This is a genomic window from Ferdinandcohnia sp. QZ13 (genome assembly GCF_031324165.1).
Taxonomy (GTDB): domain Bacteria; phylum Bacillota; class Bacilli; order Bacillales; family Bacillaceae_L; genus Ferdinandcohnia.
In genome coordinates this window covers 1997755-2015424 of record NZ_JAVIVW010000001.1, presented here as the reverse complement: position 1 = coordinate 2015424, position 17670 = coordinate 1997755, and the positions used below count along the sequence as shown (strand labels likewise).

The 17670-nt window shown below is 35.8% G+C and carries 16 protein-coding genes, 1 pseudogene and 1 riboswitch; of the genes and pseudogenes, 13 read left to right on the top strand and 4 right to left on the bottom strand.

What is annotated here, in order from left to right:
• Window positions 1-428: 428 nt before the first annotated feature.
• The 4 genes from RGU12_RS09820 to RGU12_RS09805 all read left to right on the top strand — a co-directional run bounded on the left by RGU12_RS09820 (window position 429) and on the right by RGU12_RS09805 (window position 5122).
• Complete coding sequence (locus tag RGU12_RS09820; RefSeq protein WP_309535915.1) at window positions 429-659, top strand: glutaredoxin family protein; 231 nt, start codon at window positions 429-431, stop codon at window positions 657-659.
• Between the two features lie 648 nt (window positions 660-1307).
• Window positions 1308-2324, top strand: coding sequence for an EAL domain-containing protein (locus tag RGU12_RS09815; protein ID WP_309535914.1), 1017 nt, complete (start codon window positions 1308-1310; stop codon window positions 2322-2324).
• A complete protein-coding gene (locus RGU12_RS09810; protein ID WP_309535913.1) occupies window positions 2314-3141 on the top strand; it encodes a methyl-accepting chemotaxis protein in 828 nt (275 codons plus the stop codon). The genes RGU12_RS09815 and RGU12_RS09810 overlap by 11 nt, the downstream gene beginning before the upstream one ends.
• 220 nt (window positions 3142-3361) lie before the next feature.
• Window positions 3362-5122 (top strand): putative bifunctional diguanylate cyclase/phosphodiesterase, encoded by a 1761-nt coding sequence (locus RGU12_RS09805; protein ID WP_309535912.1) that lies wholly within the window; start codon window positions 3362-3364, stop codon window positions 5120-5122.
• Between the two features lie 286 nt (window positions 5123-5408).
• Here RGU12_RS09805 and RGU12_RS09800 read toward each other — a convergent pair whose 3' ends face one another.
• Complete coding sequence (locus tag RGU12_RS09800; RefSeq protein ID WP_309535911.1) at window positions 5409-6293, bottom strand: cation diffusion facilitator family transporter; 885 nt, start codon at window positions 6291-6293, stop codon at window positions 5409-5411.
• 342 nt (window positions 6294-6635) lie between these two features.
• Here RGU12_RS09800 and RGU12_RS09795 point away from each other — a divergent pair, with 342 nt between their 5' ends.
• The 5 genes and pseudogenes from RGU12_RS09795 to RGU12_RS09775 all read left to right on the top strand — a co-directional run bounded on the left by RGU12_RS09795 (window position 6636) and on the right by RGU12_RS09775 (window position 11243).
• Window positions 6636-6974, top strand: a complete 339-nt coding sequence (locus RGU12_RS09795) for a YmaF family protein (RefSeq protein ID WP_309536297.1) — start codon at window positions 6636-6638, stop codon at window positions 6972-6974.
• Between the two features lie 263 nt (window positions 6975-7237).
• Window positions 7238-7843 carry a class I SAM-dependent methyltransferase gene (locus RGU12_RS09790; protein ID WP_309535910.1) on the top strand — a complete coding sequence of 202 codons (606 nt, stop codon included), beginning with the start codon at window positions 7238-7240 and terminating at the stop codon, window positions 7841-7843.
• Window positions 7818-8504, top strand: coding sequence for a response regulator transcription factor (locus RGU12_RS09785; RefSeq protein WP_309535909.1), 687 nt, complete (start codon window positions 7818-7820; stop codon window positions 8502-8504). Before RGU12_RS09790 ends, RGU12_RS09785 begins: the two co-directional genes overlap by 26 nt.
• A 176-nt stretch (window positions 8505-8680) precedes the next feature.
• Window positions 8681-9580 (top strand): annotated as a pseudogene (locus RGU12_RS09780) (sensor histidine kinase); the annotation flags it as partial.
• A 1165-nt stretch (window positions 9581-10745) separates the two neighbouring features.
• Window positions 10746-11243 carry a hypothetical protein gene (locus RGU12_RS09775; protein WP_309535907.1) on the top strand — a complete coding sequence of 166 codons (498 nt, stop codon included), beginning with the start codon at window positions 10746-10748 and terminating at the stop codon, window positions 11241-11243.
• Between the two features lie 73 nt (window positions 11244-11316).
• Here RGU12_RS09775 and yidC read toward each other — a convergent pair whose 3' ends face one another.
• The 3 genes from yidC to RGU12_RS09760 form a co-directional block, all read right to left on the bottom strand.
• On the bottom strand, window positions 11317-12108 hold the full coding sequence (yidC, locus tag RGU12_RS09770; protein ID WP_309535906.1) for a membrane protein insertase YidC: 792 nt from the start codon (window positions 12106-12108) through the stop codon (window positions 11317-11319).
• Between the two features lie 22 nt (window positions 12109-12130).
• Entirely contained in the window at window positions 12131-12427 is a 297-nt protein-coding gene (locus RGU12_RS09765; RefSeq protein ID WP_309535905.1) for a hypothetical protein, read from the bottom strand.
• 173 nt (window positions 12428-12600) lie between these two features.
• The gene (locus RGU12_RS09760) at window positions 12601-13194 is read right to left on the bottom strand and encodes a DUF421 domain-containing protein (protein WP_309535904.1); all 594 of its coding nucleotides are present in this window, start codon (window positions 13192-13194) and stop codon (window positions 12601-12603) included.
• 302 nt (window positions 13195-13496) lie between these two features.
• On the opposite strand from RGU12_RS09760, the gene RGU12_RS09755 reads away from it, so the two are divergent.
• From RGU12_RS09755 to RGU12_RS09740, 4 genes are all read left to right on the top strand, one after another.
• A complete protein-coding gene (locus tag RGU12_RS09755) occupies window positions 13497-14696 on the top strand; it encodes an MFS transporter (RefSeq protein ID WP_309535903.1) in 1200 nt (399 codons plus the stop codon).
• Between the two features lie 121 nt (window positions 14697-14817).
• A riboswitch (Lysine riboswitch) is annotated at window positions 14818-14999 on the top strand.
• Window positions 15000-15100: 101 nt separating this feature from the next.
• The gene (locus RGU12_RS09750; RefSeq protein WP_309535902.1) at window positions 15101-15940 is read left to right on the top strand and encodes a transporter substrate-binding domain-containing protein; all 840 of its coding nucleotides are present in this window, start codon (window positions 15101-15103) and stop codon (window positions 15938-15940) included.
• Window positions 15941-16004: 64 nt separating this feature from the next.
• Window positions 16005-16751 carry an amino acid ABC transporter permease gene (locus RGU12_RS09745; protein ID WP_309535901.1) on the top strand — a complete coding sequence of 249 codons (747 nt, stop codon included), beginning with the start codon at window positions 16005-16007 and terminating at the stop codon, window positions 16749-16751.
• 18 nt (window positions 16752-16769) lie between these two features.
• Window positions 16770-17510 (top strand): amino acid ABC transporter ATP-binding protein, encoded by a 741-nt coding sequence (locus RGU12_RS09740; protein WP_309535900.1) that lies wholly within the window; start codon window positions 16770-16772, stop codon window positions 17508-17510.
• Window positions 17511-17670: the final 160 nt, after the last annotated feature.

The window sequence follows — 17670 nt, the reverse complement described above, 5'->3', positions numbered from 1 at the left end:
CTGAAAACAAATGATTTATTAACAACAAATGGTTTGATCCCTCACCGTACTAAAGCCATCTATACGGTTGGGGATATACCGTTCTGTTAGACGGATCCTACCATCCATTTGTATTGCTTATATACCCACTTGGGTATATAATGTATGAAAAGAAGTACAAAAGAAACTCTTTAAATAAAGTGAATAGATGTAGGGAGGATTTAACGTGTCTGATAAACCCAATCAAAAAAGGGATTGCGCCACAACCGGCTCCTGAGAAATTAGTCGACCTAACGTTTCTGAAGAAGGAAAACCGGTAAGAAAACCGATTCCTATATGACCAGGAACAGTAGTCTGGCTCCTGGGAGGAGCCTTTTACCTAATGTATAAAGCATTCAGCTAATGTTTGCTTTACGTTTCAAAAATACGATTAAAAAGGAGATCTTATTATGAATCAAATTACCGTTTATACAACAAATACATGTCCTTATTGTGTGATGATGAAAAACTTTTTAAAGGAGAATGGACTTCCTTTTAAAGAGGTAAACGTCCAACAAGATCCGATTGCTGCAAATCGTTTAGTTAAAACGACAGGGCAGATGGGCGTTCCTCAAACTGAAATTAATGGTCAGTGGGTATTAGGATTTGATCCCGAAAAGGTTATGCAATTAGTAAAGTAATAAGAAAGTACTTCGTTTGTTATAAACCCTATCGGATTGTAAATTCTATCATTACATGGTGAAGGAGGTGACTGTATGCTTCAAATTACGCATGCTGCTATATCAGTGATTAAGAATGAAGTGAAGGATGTTATTGAGGAAGGTAAAAAGCCATTTATTCGCTTAGAAATGGGTATTGGCTGAGGGGGACCACAGCTTCGTCTGACTCTGGAAGAGTCGGCTTTAGATAGTGATGAAATCACTGAACAAGATGGAATTCAATTTTTAGTAAACGAAAGAGACAAAGTGTATTTTGAAAATACAAAACTTGACTACGTCAAGGCATTATTTGGTGGCGGACAATTTAAGGTGCTTCGCGTGTAGGGACTTTGAAAATCCGCTGTATGTAAGAATTCAACAGTCAGGTACGAATGACCTCATACCGATCTTTTGAAAAATGTTAGCCCGAATAAGTAAAAACTATTAGGCCTGTCCAATTGGAGTAAAGTGTGAATCCAATTGGACAGGCCTTTGTATTATTCCATAAAACAAAAATAGTATGGTTGATAGAATGTTGTTTATTTGTACAATGTTTGTATAATATAATATAATAAACATTGTACAATTCTAAAAATGATTATATGATTATAACTAAGGGGGGAAATCCATTTGATTAATTGCAGGAACTGCTTTCCAACGAGTATTTGCTATGAAATAGTAATTGATGGTGAGAGCAATCGAATTTATATTCCTGATATCATTAAACAACTAAAGAGAAATAACATGCTCATTCATGAGGAAAAAACTTCTTTCTTGATAAAAGAGGAAGGAATAGTGGAGTTATATGATTTTTTTACAGATCATTTAGATACAAGTTCAATACGTTTTCGAGTGGATAAAGAAAAATGGAGACCTATTCATGAAGTCGAAGAGTTAATCCAATCGCAATGGATAGATAAGGTTATACGTGAACAACAAGTTACTTGTTATTATCAACCTATAGTTGATGTAGAGGGAAAAGTATACGGGTATGAAGCATTATCTAGATTTTTCGATGAAGTAGGAAACTCCATACCACCATTAGAAGCATATAAAGCTGCAAAACGTAGAAATAGAATGTATTCATTGGACCGGGTTTGCCGTATGAATGCCGTACAACAATCTAGCCTTTTGAATAAGAAGGTATTTATAAATTTTGTGCCGACTTCTATCTATTCACCAGAACACTGTCTAAAATCTACGGTCCAACTTGCACAACAACTTGGTATTAATCCGTCCAATTTTGTTTTTGAAGTAGTTGAAACAGAGCAAGTCGAGGATTTAGAACATCTAAAAAGAATATTGTTGTACTACAAAGAAAAGGGGTTTAACTATGCTTTGGATGATGTTGGGGAAGGATTTAGTTCAATAGAAGTCCTTAGGGAACTAGCTCCCAATTATATGAAGTTGGATATGCGGTATGTACAAGGGGTTTCAAAGGATAAAGATAAACAGGAAACGGCAAAGCACTTTTTAAAAGCAGCCATTCAAGTAGGTGCCATACCACTTGCTGAAGGGATTGAGGAAAAAGAAGACTTTCTTTGGCTAAGGAATATGGGATATCAGTTATTCCAAGGATATCTATTTGGAAAACCATCTCCTCATATTCATACCGATTTACATAAGGTGGAGAACAATGGAAAATAACATAAATATAAAAAATAATAGACAGGTTTTAAACAGTGATGCTGTTTTGTCTGCGTTAGAAACCAGTTTAGCGATGATTGAATTCAATCTAAATAAAGAAGTTATTTGGGTAAATGATAACTTTGCCAATACCTTGGGCTATACAGTAGATGAAATGATTAATATGTCACATAAGCAATTTTGTACAAATGAATTCGTCTTTAGTAGAGGTTATCAAGAATTTTGGGATAGCCTCCATAAAGGATTTAAGTTTCAAGAGAAAATTCAACGGGTAGGTAAAAGAGGAAACCTTTTATGGCTTGAAGCAACTTATATTCCTATTTTTAATGAAGAAGGGAAAGTAGAGGGTGTATTAAAAATTGCTACGGATATTACAGAACGAGAAAACAGAACCGGAGATATTATTGCAAAATTAAAAGAAATGCCTGAAAAACTAGTTGATTTGGTGGTCACTAATTCGATTGAGCAAATAGATGCGTTACAATCATTAAAAAGCCAAACGGAGTTAATAAGAGAAGTTTCAAAATTAATACGTAATATCTCGGCACAAACGAATATGTTAGCAATAAATGCTGCAATTGAAGCGGCACACGCAGGTGTACATGGAAGAGGATTTAAGGTAGTTGCTGATGAAGTCCGTAAATTAGCTGGTAATGTTTCAGAATCTATTAATCAAGTAAATAATAATGTAGATCACATCATTTTTGAAGTTACAAAAGTAGGTAATATCACAGAAAATTTACAAAGAAGTGTTAAGGAAACAAAAAGTAGATTCGAAAAAACAATTAGCGAATTTGAAGGTGTGGCTGTTAATTAGTAAAATCCCCCCCAAAGTGATGAACAAGAATACGCTGTTTGGCGCAGTAATACAGTGCTGTATTTTTGTTCATTTTTATTCGCAATCAAAACGTCTCGAATTCAAGAGTCTTGAAATTGACCTAAATTACCATTCAATGCTACTATAAAACCAATCTAGAAGTCTCACAATTTCATAATCCAAAAGCAAGGTAATTGTAACCAAAAAGGAGTTTAATGAAATGGAAAACATGAATAGTACCCTAAATTTTGTAGATAAATCCATAAGCTCTGATAGAGAGAAACAAAAACAAGTAGAAGAACAAAACGAAAAATATCGATTGATAGCTGAAAATACAACAGATTTAATTAGTCTCATTGAAGTAGACGGCTCATTCCAATATACTTCACCTTCATTTGAGGCTATATTAAACTATGACATATCTACCATCCGACATCTTAATTTTTTTGATATGATCCATCCAGACGATCAGGCGATGGTTAACAAGGAAATAAGGATTTTTTGCAAGAGGAAGAAAACGGTCCGGCATATTGAGATTCGTATCCGCGATAACAAAGGTGATTATACAGACATTGAGGCGAGTTTTAGTGTCATTGACAAATCATCATTTTCTAAAAATGATTTAATTCTGGTTGTTATGCGTGATATTCGATTTAGAAAGATTTTTGAACAAAAAATATATCATTTGGCTTTTCATGATACATTAACCAATCTCCCGAATCGACGTTCTTTTATGAATGAATTGAATAGGGAAATTCTCGACAGAAAAAAAATGAAGACGCCATCTAAAATGTCGGTTCTTTTTATTGACCTTGATAATTTTAAATCGATCAACGATCAGTGGGGCCATGATGTAGGCGATCAAGTTTTAATCGAAGCCGCAAGAATAATAAAGAACGCAATTCGCCCAAGCGATCTAGTAGGTCGCGTAGGTGGGGATGAATTTATAGCCTTATTAAAGGATATAAAAGATGAAGAGGATTTAAAAAAATATGTGAATCAAATCATAACGAAATTTAACTCCCCGATTTCCATTTCTGGACAGGAGTATATCTTGACATGCAGTATTGGAATCGCTACTTATCCTAACGATGGTATTTCTTCAAGAGAACTGATTAAGAATGCTGATGATGCTCTATATAACGTCAAAAATACAGGGAAAAATCATTATTTAATCTTTAATAATAAAATTAAAAATGAATCGTTAGAACGTAGATTGCTAGAAAATGCATTGAGAAATGCAATAAAAGAAGAACAATTTTATTTAGAATACCAGCCCAAACTAAATATATCTACCAAGCAACTAATTGGTATGGAGGCTTTGGTTAGATGGAGACATCCTGAGTTAGGTACCATTCCACCAGGGAAATTTATATCATTAGCTGAAGAAACGGGATTAATTGTACCATTAGGGGAATGGATTTTGCGGGAAAGCTGTAAGCAAATGAAGAAATGGCAAGAAATTGGCAATCAATCTTTGGTCATTTCGGTTAATGTATCCATCCGACAGCTTGAGGATCCTAATTTCATCAAAACAGTTGAGAAGATCCTAAAAGAAACAGATTTAGACCCAAAATGGCTGGAAATTGAAGTGACAGAAAGTGTTTTTATGGATGTGAATGATGCTGCATCCGTTCTTGAGGAAATTCGACAGTTAGGAATTCAAATTTCAATTGATGATTTCGGAACGGGATATAGTTCGCTTAGTTATCTTAAGCATCTTCCGATAGATACCCTAAAGGTCGATGCGTCATTTATTAAAGATATTCATGAGAATGAAGAAAGCAAAGCCATTGTAAAATCCGTTTTAACACTAGCAGCGACATTAGGTTTAAATGTCATTGCAGAAGGAATCGAAACGCAAGAACATGTCAATGAACTAAATAAAGATGGTTTATTATTTGGACAAGGTTTCTATTTTAGCAAACCATTGAATAGCCAAGCATTTGAAGAATATCTATTAAAAGAAGTAAATGCTTGAGGGGAATCGTAATTCCTGTCATTAGTAGAAGAAGCAACGTCATTTGACGTTGCTTCAGACTGTTGACAAACGCTCGCATACTGCGTTGCTTGCCTCTCTCGTCCGCTCATGAAGGCAACTTCTATTCGCGTTTTCGATCGGCTGCGCGCCTTGTCTGACAAGCGTTTTCAAGACAGTCAGGAAAGCAATTTATATCTAGATATCCTGTGAAAATGACGTAGACAAAGTCAGTACTGACTTTGTCTACACTCCGGAGCAACGTCATTTGACGTTGCTTTTGATCAACTCATAATATATTTTCATCTCCAACTGGCTCAACATGGACGTGAACATCTTGAACGTTATGTTCCTTCATTAAAACGACCTCTACTTTTGTTGATATTTCATGTGCCTCGGTAATATCTAAATGATTCGGAACAGATATGACAACATCCACAACATTGCTATTTCCATATGTTCTTCCCTTAATATCCTTTACTTCTAGAACCCCGTTTATATTCAAAATGGTCTGTTTGTATTCTGCTAAATCCTCTATATCAAAGCCATCCGTTAAATAATGGGAAGATTCTCGGAAAATGTCCCATCCGGTTTTACAGATTAATAAACCTACTACAAATGCAGTCACTGGATCAAGCCAAGGTATGCCGAGTTGGGAACCTAAAATACCGATTGCGGTACCAATACTAACCCATGCATCGGAGAGATTATCTTTAGCAGCGGCCATAACGGCATGACTTTTTACTTTTTCAGCTAGATTTTTATTATATCGGTATACCAATAACATAATAAAAGCGGAAACAAATCCTGTCCAAGCTGCTATCATATCAGGTGATTCAAGGTTACCTTTAAAAATAGAAGTTGCTGCACCATATAAAACTTGAACTCCGACAACCATCATGATTAAAGAAGCAATTAAGGACGAAACTGTTTCGGCTTTCCAATGACCATAAGGATGATCGTCATCAGCGGGTTTTTGAGAAAACTTTAAACCAATTAAAACTGCAACTGAAGCAACGATATCAGTTGTGTTATTTAAACCATCGGCCTTTAGAGCTTCTGAATCGGCCATGTATCCTATGATTAATTTCAAAAAAGATAACAAGATATATACGGCAATGCTTAAAATCGCACCACGTTCCCCTAATTTCAAATCTTGATACCTCTGCTCCATTTCTCTTCCTCCAAAAGTTAACATTGAATCTTATTGTAACAAAGGGGTTTCGTGTTAGTCTATGGCAACGTTTTTGTGAAATAGCAACAAAGTAACTAGTAAGGAAAGAGTTTTTACTGAAGGAAAAACTTTTGTAGAAAGGCATAGGTAGCGGTCTAGTTTTTATTCATTATTGAGCTGATAAATATTTGCTCTTGTCCAGAACATAATTGGATTACTAAGTAAATATCTTTAGTAATAAAGTCAGAGAAAAGGTGGGATGTCATGCAGAACCAGCCTCAACTCCCTGGTCATGTAAGTATGGGGCAGTTGAAGGATTATTTAAATGGAAGGAGAGGTTTTATGGCAAAGGTAGGGAAAGATGATTTCATAAACGGTTTTGTTCCGCATCATAATCATGGTTCGGTTGATTATACTTCTGTGGAGGATGGCCACGTTCACCAGTGTTTAGATGTCACTTCACCACCGATTCCTACACAGGATGGAAGCCATGTACATTATACTGAAGGATATGTTGTCTTTGAAAATGGACATTCCCATCATTACCGGGCTTATTCAGGACCGGCTATTCCGGTAGGTAATGGGATGCATGTTCATTATTATGACTTTTACACTAGCGAAAATGATGGACACAGGCACCATGTAAAGGGTGTGGACCGAGCAGCACCCGGTAATAAATAGGAATCATTATAGGTCTTCTTCTGAAATAAGTTAATCAAAAGTGTGGAGAGCTTACCTTTAAAAAACAGCTAAATATAAATAGCCAAGAATATCAGACGACAAATCTGATATTTTTTTTGGTTTATAACGGAAATTTATAAAAGTAAATTCAGCTCGAGCATTAACTAAAAAAACTTAAGAATTCTTAAGGATTTTTGCTCCTATTTCTTAAGGTTTGAATTTTAAAGTTAGATTATAAATTCAAGCCATTGGAGTGATGAAGTATGAAACACCTGCTTTTCTTATTTCAATATATAGGTAATCCAAAGACGATAGGAGCTATTAGCCCTAGCTCAAGGTTTCTTGGAGATAGAATGGTCGAAGGAATCAATTTTCAAAAAGCGAAATACATTATTGAGTATGGCCCAGGTACAGGTGTATTCACTGAAAAGTTACTTGAAAAGCGTAATCCTGAGGTAATCGTTTTATTAGTAGAAAGCAATAAAGAATTTTACGGTGAGTTGACAGAAAAATTCCATGGGGAAAGAAATTTATTTATAGTAAATGGTTCAGCTGAAAACATCGAGCAATATGTAAAGGACTACGGTATTCCCTATGCCGATTACGTTGTTTCAGGTCTCCCTTTTGCAAGTTTACCAAAACAGGTTTCTAGCAACATTTTAAAAAATACAAGAAGGATCTTAAAAAAAGATGGACAATTTATTACTTTCCAATACACTAAATGTAAAAAGGCATTTATTGAGCAATATTTCCAAGAGATAAGGGTTAAAAGGGAATATAGGAATTTCCCGCCAGCTTATGTTTTTAGTTGTGGTATGTCAGAGAAAAGTGTGGAGGAAAACCATGGAGTCCAGAATTCTTATTGTTGATGATGATAAAGAGATTAGAAATCTTATATCGATTTATTTAGAAAATGAAGGTATGCAAGCGCAAAAAGCTGAAGATGCCATTGAGGCTTTAAAACTGCTGGAAGACAAGGACTTCGATCTCATTATTTTGGATATTATGATGCCGAAAATGGACGGAATTGAAGCGTGTCTGAAAATTAGGGAGGAACGTAATCTGCCAATTATTATGGTCTCAGCAAGGTCTGAAGATATGGATAAAATCCAAGGCCTGATTGCAGGTGCTGATGATTATTTGTCTAAACCGTTCAATCCCTTAGAATTGACTGCACGGGTAAAATCTCAATTAAGAAGGTTCAAAAAATATAATAGCCATACGGGCAACAATAAAAGCATCATCGAAATTGGCGAATTAACTATCAATACAGATACACGCCAGGTATGGGTAGGAAAGAATGAGGTAAGGCTAACTCCAAAAGAGTTCGATATACTTGAAATTCTTTCCCGTAACAAAGGAATTGTCCTAAGTGTAGAAAAAATTTATGAGGCTGTTTGGAAAGAGAGTTTTTATAAATCCGATAATACAGTCATGGTGCATATCACAAAAATCAGGGACAAAATTGAAGAGGATCCGAAACGGCCTATTTACATAAAAACAGTATGGGGAGTAGGTTATAAAATATGAAAGGGATTGGGATAAGAAATAGGCTTATTGGTGAGCTCCTTGTTGCAGTTGCCATTAGTTTATTTGCTTCGATTGCTTTGATTCTCCTTTCTATCCAATTTATCTTGAATCCTTACGTTACGACATACCCTACAGGATTCAGCACAATAAAGTATAACGTAATGACTTTTTTAGTGTTTTCAGTAGCAATCCTTACTTTTATTCTTGTTTTTTTAATAATGGTAAGAAAAAAAATTAAGTATTTGAGGCTCATCTCAGAGAGTGTTAATTATATTGCTAGTGGAAAACTTGGTTTAACGATTGGGATTGAGGGTAATGACGAATTGACTCAACTAGCCAAGAATATTAATGAGATGTCCCGAGAATTGGAAAATAGATTTAACCATGCAAGACTAGTAGAAGTAGCAAAAAATGAACTGATTACCAATGTTTCTCATGATTTGCGAACACCTTTGACATCTATATTGGGGTATATAGATTTGCTAAAGAGAGGTCAATATAGTAGCAATCAATTAGAAGAATACATTGAGACCATTCATTCAAAAACAAGAAGACTCAAATATCTTATTGATGAGTTGTTCGAATATACCCGTTTATCAAGCCCTGATGTGAGGTTAAATTTAACAGAAATGGATTTAGCAAGACTACTGGAACAAATAGTAGGGGAATACATTCCTGTATTTGAAAATGAACAAATTACAGTTCGAAAATCAATACCAGATGAAGAAATCTCAATTTCTATGGATGTAGAAAAAATGGTTCGTGTTTACGAAAATCTGTTCATGAATGCCGTTAAATACAGTAAAAAACCATCGGAACTAAAAATTAGTCTTGAAAAAAAGGATAGCCAAGCCATTTTGAAAGTATCAAACAGAGTGGAAAAGCCTCCTGTTAGTGATATAAATAAATTATTTGATCGGTTTTTCAGGGGAGACAAGGCAAGAAAGGATACTCAAGGAACGGGGCTTGGACTAGCTATCTCAAAAAGAACTGTTGAACTTCATAATGGTTCCATTTATGCAGATTATAAGGAAGGATGGATAACCTTTATTGTTGAGCATTCTATCCTGAGATAGAAAGAGAAGAGTGAAGAGATTATTTGTCTCTTCGTTGTGCAAGACATACAAAGGCGATACTTTAAACTTGTTGAGTATCGCCGTACCGCTATTTTTTTTACTGTAAATATTTTGGATACCTTGGGGCAAATAGATCCTTGATAGAACCTCCTCCTACTTACCCCTTAAATTTCCCATTTTATATCTTCTTTATTTAATAACACACATAATCACTAAGTGTTTCTATTACAAAAACCATAGTAACTAACAATATTTTCTTTGTTATTGGGAACCATAATCACAAACCAAGTTTATGAATTACAAAAGTTATCGAAATAGCAATTATGAAGATTCAGTTTGTGATAGTTAGAGGATTGTGTTTTTTGCTATAGGCTTATTTCTAAAAGATTGTTGCTTTTAAAACATAGGGTGATTTCCGCTCCTGGTACTCGCTTTCCGCGGGCGATCCGCAAGCCTCCTCGCTCGTACCTCACTGCGGGGTCTTGCTTGGCTCGCTACTCCCGCAGGACGTTGAGTTTGCTTCCTTGAAACTTCACCGCACGAAGAAAATGCCTGCATTTTCGAGGATCTCGTACCATCCGCTGAAATCACTGGGAGGAAAAATAATTACTAATCCCTTCATACATTGATATAAAAAACAACAAAGTTTACGAAAACAGCCTTGCTATAAAATTGGGTTGGAGGTATTTGTTGTGTCCCTAACACTTACTTTTTGTTTGACCATGTTATTGGTGATTGCGTTTTTTTCTACCAAGAAGCATTTGAACATTTTAGAACTGGTATTTGTATTTTTTCTTTTGGTGTTTATCTATACCAGTTTTGTTTCGATCATTAGCGTAAACCTTGAATTGTGGGAAGTTAGTAAGAGGTTACAGGATCTAATCGCCTTTCGTCTAAACGCAGTAATAAATGTTCCGCTAGCAATCTTATGGCTAATCGACCTTTGGCAGGCAGCAAAACGTAATTTCTATAGAGGTGGATCCCTTTTAGTGTGTCTTTTCATTCTCTTGTACATAGGTGATTATATATTAAGGTTTTATGGTGTATACCGATTTCATGCTTGGAATCTAGTGATGTTAGGTATGGTTTGGATTCTTATATTGTTCATTACAATACTTGCTCAACGAGGATTTAAATTGGTACTTCGTAAGGAAGGAATTATTTCATGAACTTATTTCCGCTACCTGATGAATTTAGCAAAAATGAATGGTTTGTCATCATATCCCTCATAACTTCTTATTCGGTATTCTTTTTACCCAAAAGAAAATTCTCTTTGAGTATGATCATCTTAATTGTTTTATTTTCTGCAACAATAGCAAGAATTGCTGACCATGTATTAGCTGGCCCGCCACTGGATTTATATGATTTAATGGATAGTGGTAAGTTTGAGATGTTTGATATTTTTTCCTATCTTCTATACGGTCCATTTGCTTATATTTACCTTTATATATATGAAAAGTTTAAAATAAAGCACATCTACACTTTTTTATTTATAGTAGCGTTTTCGATATTTAGTGTGGCATACGAATGGATTACTGTTGTGTTCGGTGTTTTCACATTCAAGGAATGGAAATCTATTTATTCTTTTCCAGTGTATTTATTTGTTACGTCATTAACCATTTTGTATTATCGTTTTCTTAGGTTACTTTTTAAGATCCATTAATTTATACTGATTTATAAAACAAGAAAGGACCAGCCCCAAGTTGCTACTTAAGGAGGCTGGTCCTATTTCATTTTTAAAGTTGTTTATTTTCCACGACTTTTCCTACCTTCTGGTTTCGATAAAGCCGATGACCAATCAGTGTTTGGAGTGTCAAGAAGATTCCGCCTACTGCCCAATAAAGTGGTAGTGCAGCTGGAGCTCTATATGAAATGATAACAATCATAATCGGTGACAATAACCCCATAAATTTCATTTGTTGTTGTTGGCTTTGGGACATATTTAACTGCGAGATTCTAAATTGAATGTAATAAATAACCCCCGCAATAATCGTTAACACTAAATCAGGATGTCCTAGATTAAACCATAAAAAGGTGTGTTGCGAGATTTCTGCTGAACCACGAATCGCATAATATAGTCCAGTTAAAATAGGCATTTGAATGAGTAATGGCAAACACCCCATATTAAGTGGGTTAATTCCATGTTGTCGATAAAGGCCCATCATTTCCCGTTGAAGTTCTTGTTTCTTTTTCGGATCAGTTTCAGCTGAAATTTTCTTCTGAATTTTTTCCATTTCAGGCTTTACGATATCCATCTTTTCTTTCATTACGGATTGATTTTTATACTGTTTTAACATGGATGGCATCATAACCAAACGTATGCATATGGTTACAACAATAATAGCAACTCCGTAACTACCATCGAATGTATTTGCGATAAAATTTATGAACTGTGTGATAGGGTTTACTAAGACACTGTTAAAAAAACCTTCATTATTGTCACTTGAATTTATTCCGCATCCAGAAAGAAGTGCTGTGAGTACGGATAAAAGAATGATTAGTTTAGTATAAAAACGAGACTTTTTCATGTTTCCTCCTTAAAAGTTAGATTTAACTGTTAAGATAAAAGGAAACAAAACTCTCAGAATCATCACTTGTATATCGTTTATTTCGAATCGATTTGGTAATTCTTCTTGTGATAAAGTATTGAATTAAAAGACTTCGATTACCATCAAACTTCTTACATTCACTTATTTTCGTGTCTGTAAAATTGGATAAAGGTGAATTAAAACCAAACTGAACCCTTTGTGTAGAAAACAACAGTAACATTAATCCAATACAGACACTAACGTTAAGTGCCATTTGAGTATAAACTTCCGGATCTAATAAAAGAAAATCTATCAACAAAGGATTTTCACCTCCAATTTCATTTACGAATACTTTTACTATACATGAATTCTAATCATCCCACAAAATAAAAATATGGAAGTAAAGAAAAGGAAATTCCTTCGGAGGAAAAATAAAAATAAGAAAAGTCATGATATGGAGATTCATGACTTTTTTCATATATTATCAATTGATTATTGTAATTGTTTTGGTATATTAGAAGGGTTTTTATTAATGGTTTCAGTGAAGATATTGTCTTGAGATGTTTGGGTGTTTGCGACCATTAGATGGCCTTTTTCAATCAATTGAATAAGGTTTTGAATATCTTCTTTTGTCGCAGGTTGTTTTTCCTTTTTTAATGTATATCCCAATTGTCCACTTGTTTCAAGTGTAGCAAATTCAACATCATTAATTGCTTTTATTCCTAATTGTCTGAGCCGTTCTTCTAACTTATCTACGGTTAGTCGGAGTTTTCTTAGATTCTTTTCTTGTAAGGTACCATTCTCGATTACAGGGATTGCCTTTCCAGAAATGGCGGTTTCGGCACCATCAAATTTTAATTGAATGTATTCAGTAATGATTAGACTTAGTACTAGGATTATTGCTACACCAAACGTTGTCCAAAGTCCTTTTCCGGTGACAGGCTGAATAAGAAGTGTACCGATTGCAATCATAATAACGGTTTGGGGAATAGTCATCTGTGAAATCGACTTTCTACCACCAATTCTTAAAATAATAGTTGCCACAGCAAAAATAAGAATTGTCTGCCAAATTAAACTTATATCCAAGTCCATTCTCCTTTCCTATGTATAATCTTAATAACTGCTTTCAAGTTATGTAATAGATAGTTAACCTTAGTATCTCTTGAAAATTCTCGGATATGTATTAGATTTATTCAAATGTTGAGGAACATGACTATTTGAAAATAGGTCAACCATTTTTGTCGAACGATCAATTTTATTGTGAAAAATATATTTGAATTAAAAAGTTCATACTAAATCTAGAGAGAAAAAAATCCCTTGTCAATTTGATTCAAGCGGATTATAGTAAAGTGGTAATGACAACTGTCAAGACACTAGGAGGAAAAATCATGACAGAAAAAACAATTTCAAAGAGGAGGCTCCTTGGTATTGCAGGGCTCGGCTGGATGTTTGATGCCATGGATGTCGGGATGCTTTCTTTTATTATTGCAGCACTGCACACAGATTGGGGTTTGACACCGGAACAGATGGGATGGATCGGAAGTGTAAATTCAATCGGGATGGCTGTCGGCGCTCTTCTATTCGGCCTTTGGGCGGATAAGATTGGTAGGAAGAATATATTTATTATCACTTTATTATTGTTTTCACTTGCGAGTGGATTTTCCGCATTAACAACTTCCCTCTTTTTATTTTTAGTACTTCGCTTTTTTGTTGGGATGGGGCTTGGTGGAGAATTACCTGTTGCTTCAACACTTGTATCAGAGAGTGTGGAGGCGAAAGAGCGTGGAAGAGTAGTTGTTCTACTAGAAAGCTTTTGGGCATTTGGTTGGCTCCTTGCAGCACTTATTTCATATTTTGTTATTCCGTCATACGGCTGGCGACTTGCCCTTATTATTAGTGCGGTACCTGCTCTTTATGCGATTTATTTACGACTTAATCTTCCAGACTCTCCAGCGTTTTCACCAAAGAAAGTGGAGAAACGTACGGTTTTCCAAAACGTCCAAGATGTGTGGTCGAAGAAATATGCACGCTCCACATTCGTCCTTTGGATGGTCTGGTTTACAGTTGTTTTTTCTTACTATGGAATGTTCCTTTGGTTACCAAGTGTTATGGTAATGAAAGGATTTAGTATGATTCAAAGTTTCGAATATGTATTAATCATGACCCTCGCTCAGCTACCGGGTTATTTTACAGCTGCCTGGCTGATTGAAAGGGTGGGGAGAAAGTTTGTGCTTGTTACTTATTTGCTAGGAACAGCAGGGTCTGCCCTTGTTTTCGGGCAGGCAGAAACGACTGCAGTTCTCATTGTTTCAGGTATCTTTTTATCATTTTTCAACCTCGGTGCATGGGGGGCTTTATATGCGTACACGCCAGAACAATACCCGGCCGTTATTCGTGGGACAGGTGCTGGTATGGCCGCAGCAATTGGGCGAGTCGGTGGAATTCTTGGACCACTCCTCGTAGGCTCACTTGTTTCTTCAGGTCAATCCATTAGTTTCATTTTTACACTGTTTTGCATAAGTATTGTGATTGGTGTCATTACACTTGCCTTTTTTGGGAAAGAAACAAAGCAGATTGAATTAACCTAAAAAAGAGTTATTAAAAGACAATCGACATAGTTTGCAAGATATTTCTAGTAATTAAGGGTTGACGGATTTACAGATATTATTGTAGTATAAAAAAACAATCGAATAAGGCCTCACTTTTTCATAGTGAGGTAGAGGCGCGATATTTAACAGTCTTTAGTGGAGTTTGAGAAGCAGTGATACTAAGGAGAAGGAAATGTCGCCGAAGTGTGTAATATTCTCAGTCATTACATGCTGGGTCTGCAGTTAAGAGCTGCAGGACTGTCTCAATAAACCCTCCGTTTATTGAGTTGTGCTATCTCATTTGGGATAAAAGAGAGGACTTTAGGGAAACGATACAGCGACCTGGGTATATCTCAGGTCGTTTTTTTTGTCGAAATTTTTCACAATAAAGGAGGAAATACATCATGAGAAACAAACTATTATTATTCGCAGTTTTATTGGCTTCTACTATTCTTTTATTAGCAGGGTGTGGGACAAGCAGTAGTTCTGATTCTGGATCAACTTCAGAGGAGAATACATTTAGGGTTGGTCTTGAAGCTGGATATGCGCCATTTAACTGGACTCAAAACGATGATTCTAACGGTGCAGTTAAAATTAAAGGGTCTCAAGAATATGCAGGCGGATATGATGTAGAAATCGCGAAAAAAGTGGCTGAAGGATTAGGAAAAGAATTAGTGATTGTCAAAACAGAGTGGGATGGACTTGTACCGGCTCTAACATCAGGGAAAATTGATGCGATTATTGCAGGTATGTCACCCACAGCAGAACGTAAAGAAGCAATCGACTTTTCGGATAATTACTATACTTCAAATCTAGTAATGGTTGTGAAGAAAGGCGGCAAGTATGAAAATGCTACTTCAATCCAAGATTTCACGGGAGCAAAAATTACAGCTCAATTAAATACGTTCCATTATTCAGTGATCGATCAAATTGAAGGCGTTGAGAAGAAAACAGCGATGGACAACTTCCCAGCAATGAGAGTAGCTCTTGAATCAGGAATGATTGATGGATACGTTTCAGAGCGTCCAGAAGGTGTTAGTGCTTCATCTGCAAATGAGAACTTTGTGATGGTAGAGTTTGAAGATGGATTTAAAACATCACCAGATGATACGGCAATCGCTGTTGGACTTCAAAAGGGCAGTGACTTAACAGATAAAATCAATGAAATTTTAGCAGGTATCTCTGAAGAAGAACGTACAAGCATTATGGATTCAGCAATTAAAAATCAACCAGCAGCACAATAAAAAATGCTAGAAACCGGCTGTACCTCAATTACAGTCGGTTTTAAAAAGTAAAGGAGGAAGAAAGATGAGTTTTGAGTGGGTCATACGAATTATCACAGAAAACTGGCCAATGTTCCTTCGTGGTGCGGGTGTAACACTATTAATTGCTCTTATTGGAACAATCTTTGGGGCAGTGATTGGATTATTCGCAGGGGTGATTCGTACCATTCCGATGCCTGAACGTAGAGTGAACAAGCTATTTTTAAAAGTCATTAATGCCATCCTCTCCATCTATATTGAATTCTTCCGTGGAACACCGATGATTGTTCAAGCGATGGTTATTTATTATGGTTCTGCGTTAGCATTTGGTATAGATATGAATGTTTTTGTAGCAGCGATTATTGTTGTATCGATCAATACAGGCGCTTATATGGCTGAGTATGTTCGTGGTGGGATTGTATCGATCGATAAGGGACAGTTTGAAGCAGCACATGCAATCGGAATGAATCATTTCCAAACGATGTGGAACGTTGTATTACCACAGGTTATACGTAATATTTTACCTGCAACAGGCAATCAATTTGTGATTAATATTAAAGATACATCTGTTTTAAATGTGATTTCAGTTACAGAATTATATTTCGTTACAAAGTCGATTTCGGGGAATAATTTTAGATATTTTGAATCATTTTTCGTAGCATGTATGATTTATTTTGTGATGACGTTTATTGTCACTAGAATACTACTATACTTTGAAAAAAAATTAGATGGCTCTGATACCTATACCATGATTGGGAACGATCGACCAGTACAAGTCAATCAACAACATTAGGAAGAAGGAGGAGAGAATATGGAAAAGATTATTGATATTCAACATTTAAGCAAATCCTTTGGCACTCATGAAGTATTGAAAGATATTGATTTCTCGGTGAATAAAGGAGAAGTTGTCTCCATCATCGGTTCCTCTGGATCTGGTAAATCAACTCTTCTTCGTTGTATTAATCTATTAGAAAGACCAAGTGGTGGGCAAATTATCTACCATGGTAAAAATATATTGGATAACAATCATGATGTGGCTACCTATCGGAGACATTTAGGGATGGTTTTCCAACAATTCAACTTATTTAATAATCATAATGTCCTTAGTAACTGTCTAGTAGGACAAGTGAAAGTATTGAAACGCTCCAAGGAAGAAGCCGAGAGAGTAGCAATGAAATACTTGAAAGTTGTGGGCATGGATCAATATATTAACGCCAAGCCAAAGCAATTATCAGGTGGACAAAAGCAACGCGTGGCGATTGCAAGGGCACTTTCGATGGAACCAGATGTCATGTTGTTTGATGAACCAACATCAGCTCTTGATCCTGAAATGGTAGGAGAGGTTCTTAAAGTCATGAAGGAACTCGCTGAATCTGGTCTAACGATGTTAATCGTAACGCACGAAATGGAATTTGCAAAAGAAGTATCGGATCGAGTCGTATTTATGGACAAGGGAGTTATTGCAGAAGAAGGAAGACCAGATCACATCTTCAATAACCCAACACAAGAGCGTACGAGGGAATTCCTAAAACGCACTTTAGTTCATGCATAATAAAAAATGTATTTGTTTACTGAAGGACCGGGCGTTTGCACGGTTTTTTTATATGACCAAATTTGGATGAAGGACATTCCGACAAGAACCCACGCTTAAAATTCGTTCATCGAGGTTATGAAGAACATTTCGGCGAAGAAACCGTTCAAAAAAGTCCTTC

Coding starts and splice junctions, on each gene's coding strand:
- yidC (WP_309535906.1), bottom strand. CDS start 12,108: ATGAAAAAGTCTCGTTTTTATACTAAACTAATCATTCTTTTATCCGTA.
- RGU12_RS09785 (WP_309535909.1), top strand. CDS start 7,818: ATGGAGTCCAGAATTCTTATTGTTGATGATGATAAAGAGATTAGAAAT.
- RGU12_RS09775 (WP_309535907.1), top strand. CDS start 10,746: ATGAACTTATTTCCGCTACCTGATGAATTTAGCAAAAATGAATGGTTT.
- RGU12_RS09805 (WP_309535912.1), top strand. CDS start 3,362: ATGGAAAACATGAATAGTACCCTAAATTTTGTAGATAAATCCATAAGC.
- RGU12_RS09740 (WP_309535900.1), top strand. CDS start 16,770: ATGGAAAAGATTATTGATATTCAACATTTAAGCAAATCCTTTGGCACT.
- RGU12_RS09795 (WP_309536297.1), top strand. CDS start 6,636: ATGGCAAAGGTAGGGAAAGATGATTTCATAAACGGTTTTGTTCCGCAT.
- RGU12_RS09800 (WP_309535911.1), bottom strand. CDS start 6,293: ATGGAGCAGAGGTATCAAGATTTGAAATTAGGGGAACGTGGTGCGATT.
- RGU12_RS09790 (WP_309535910.1), top strand. CDS start 7,238: ATGAAACACCTGCTTTTCTTATTTCAATATATAGGTAATCCAAAGACG.
- RGU12_RS09820 (WP_309535915.1), top strand. CDS start 429: ATGAATCAAATTACCGTTTATACAACAAATACATGTCCTTATTGTGTG.
- RGU12_RS09810 (WP_309535913.1), top strand. CDS start 2,314: ATGGAAAATAACATAAATATAAAAAATAATAGACAGGTTTTAAACAGT.
- RGU12_RS09755 (WP_309535903.1), top strand. CDS start 13,497: ATGACAGAAAAAACAATTTCAAAGAGGAGGCTCCTTGGTATTGCAGGG.
- RGU12_RS09750 (WP_309535902.1), top strand. CDS start 15,101: ATGAGAAACAAACTATTATTATTCGCAGTTTTATTGGCTTCTACTATT.
- RGU12_RS09745 (WP_309535901.1), top strand. CDS start 16,005: ATGAGTTTTGAGTGGGTCATACGAATTATCACAGAAAACTGGCCAATG.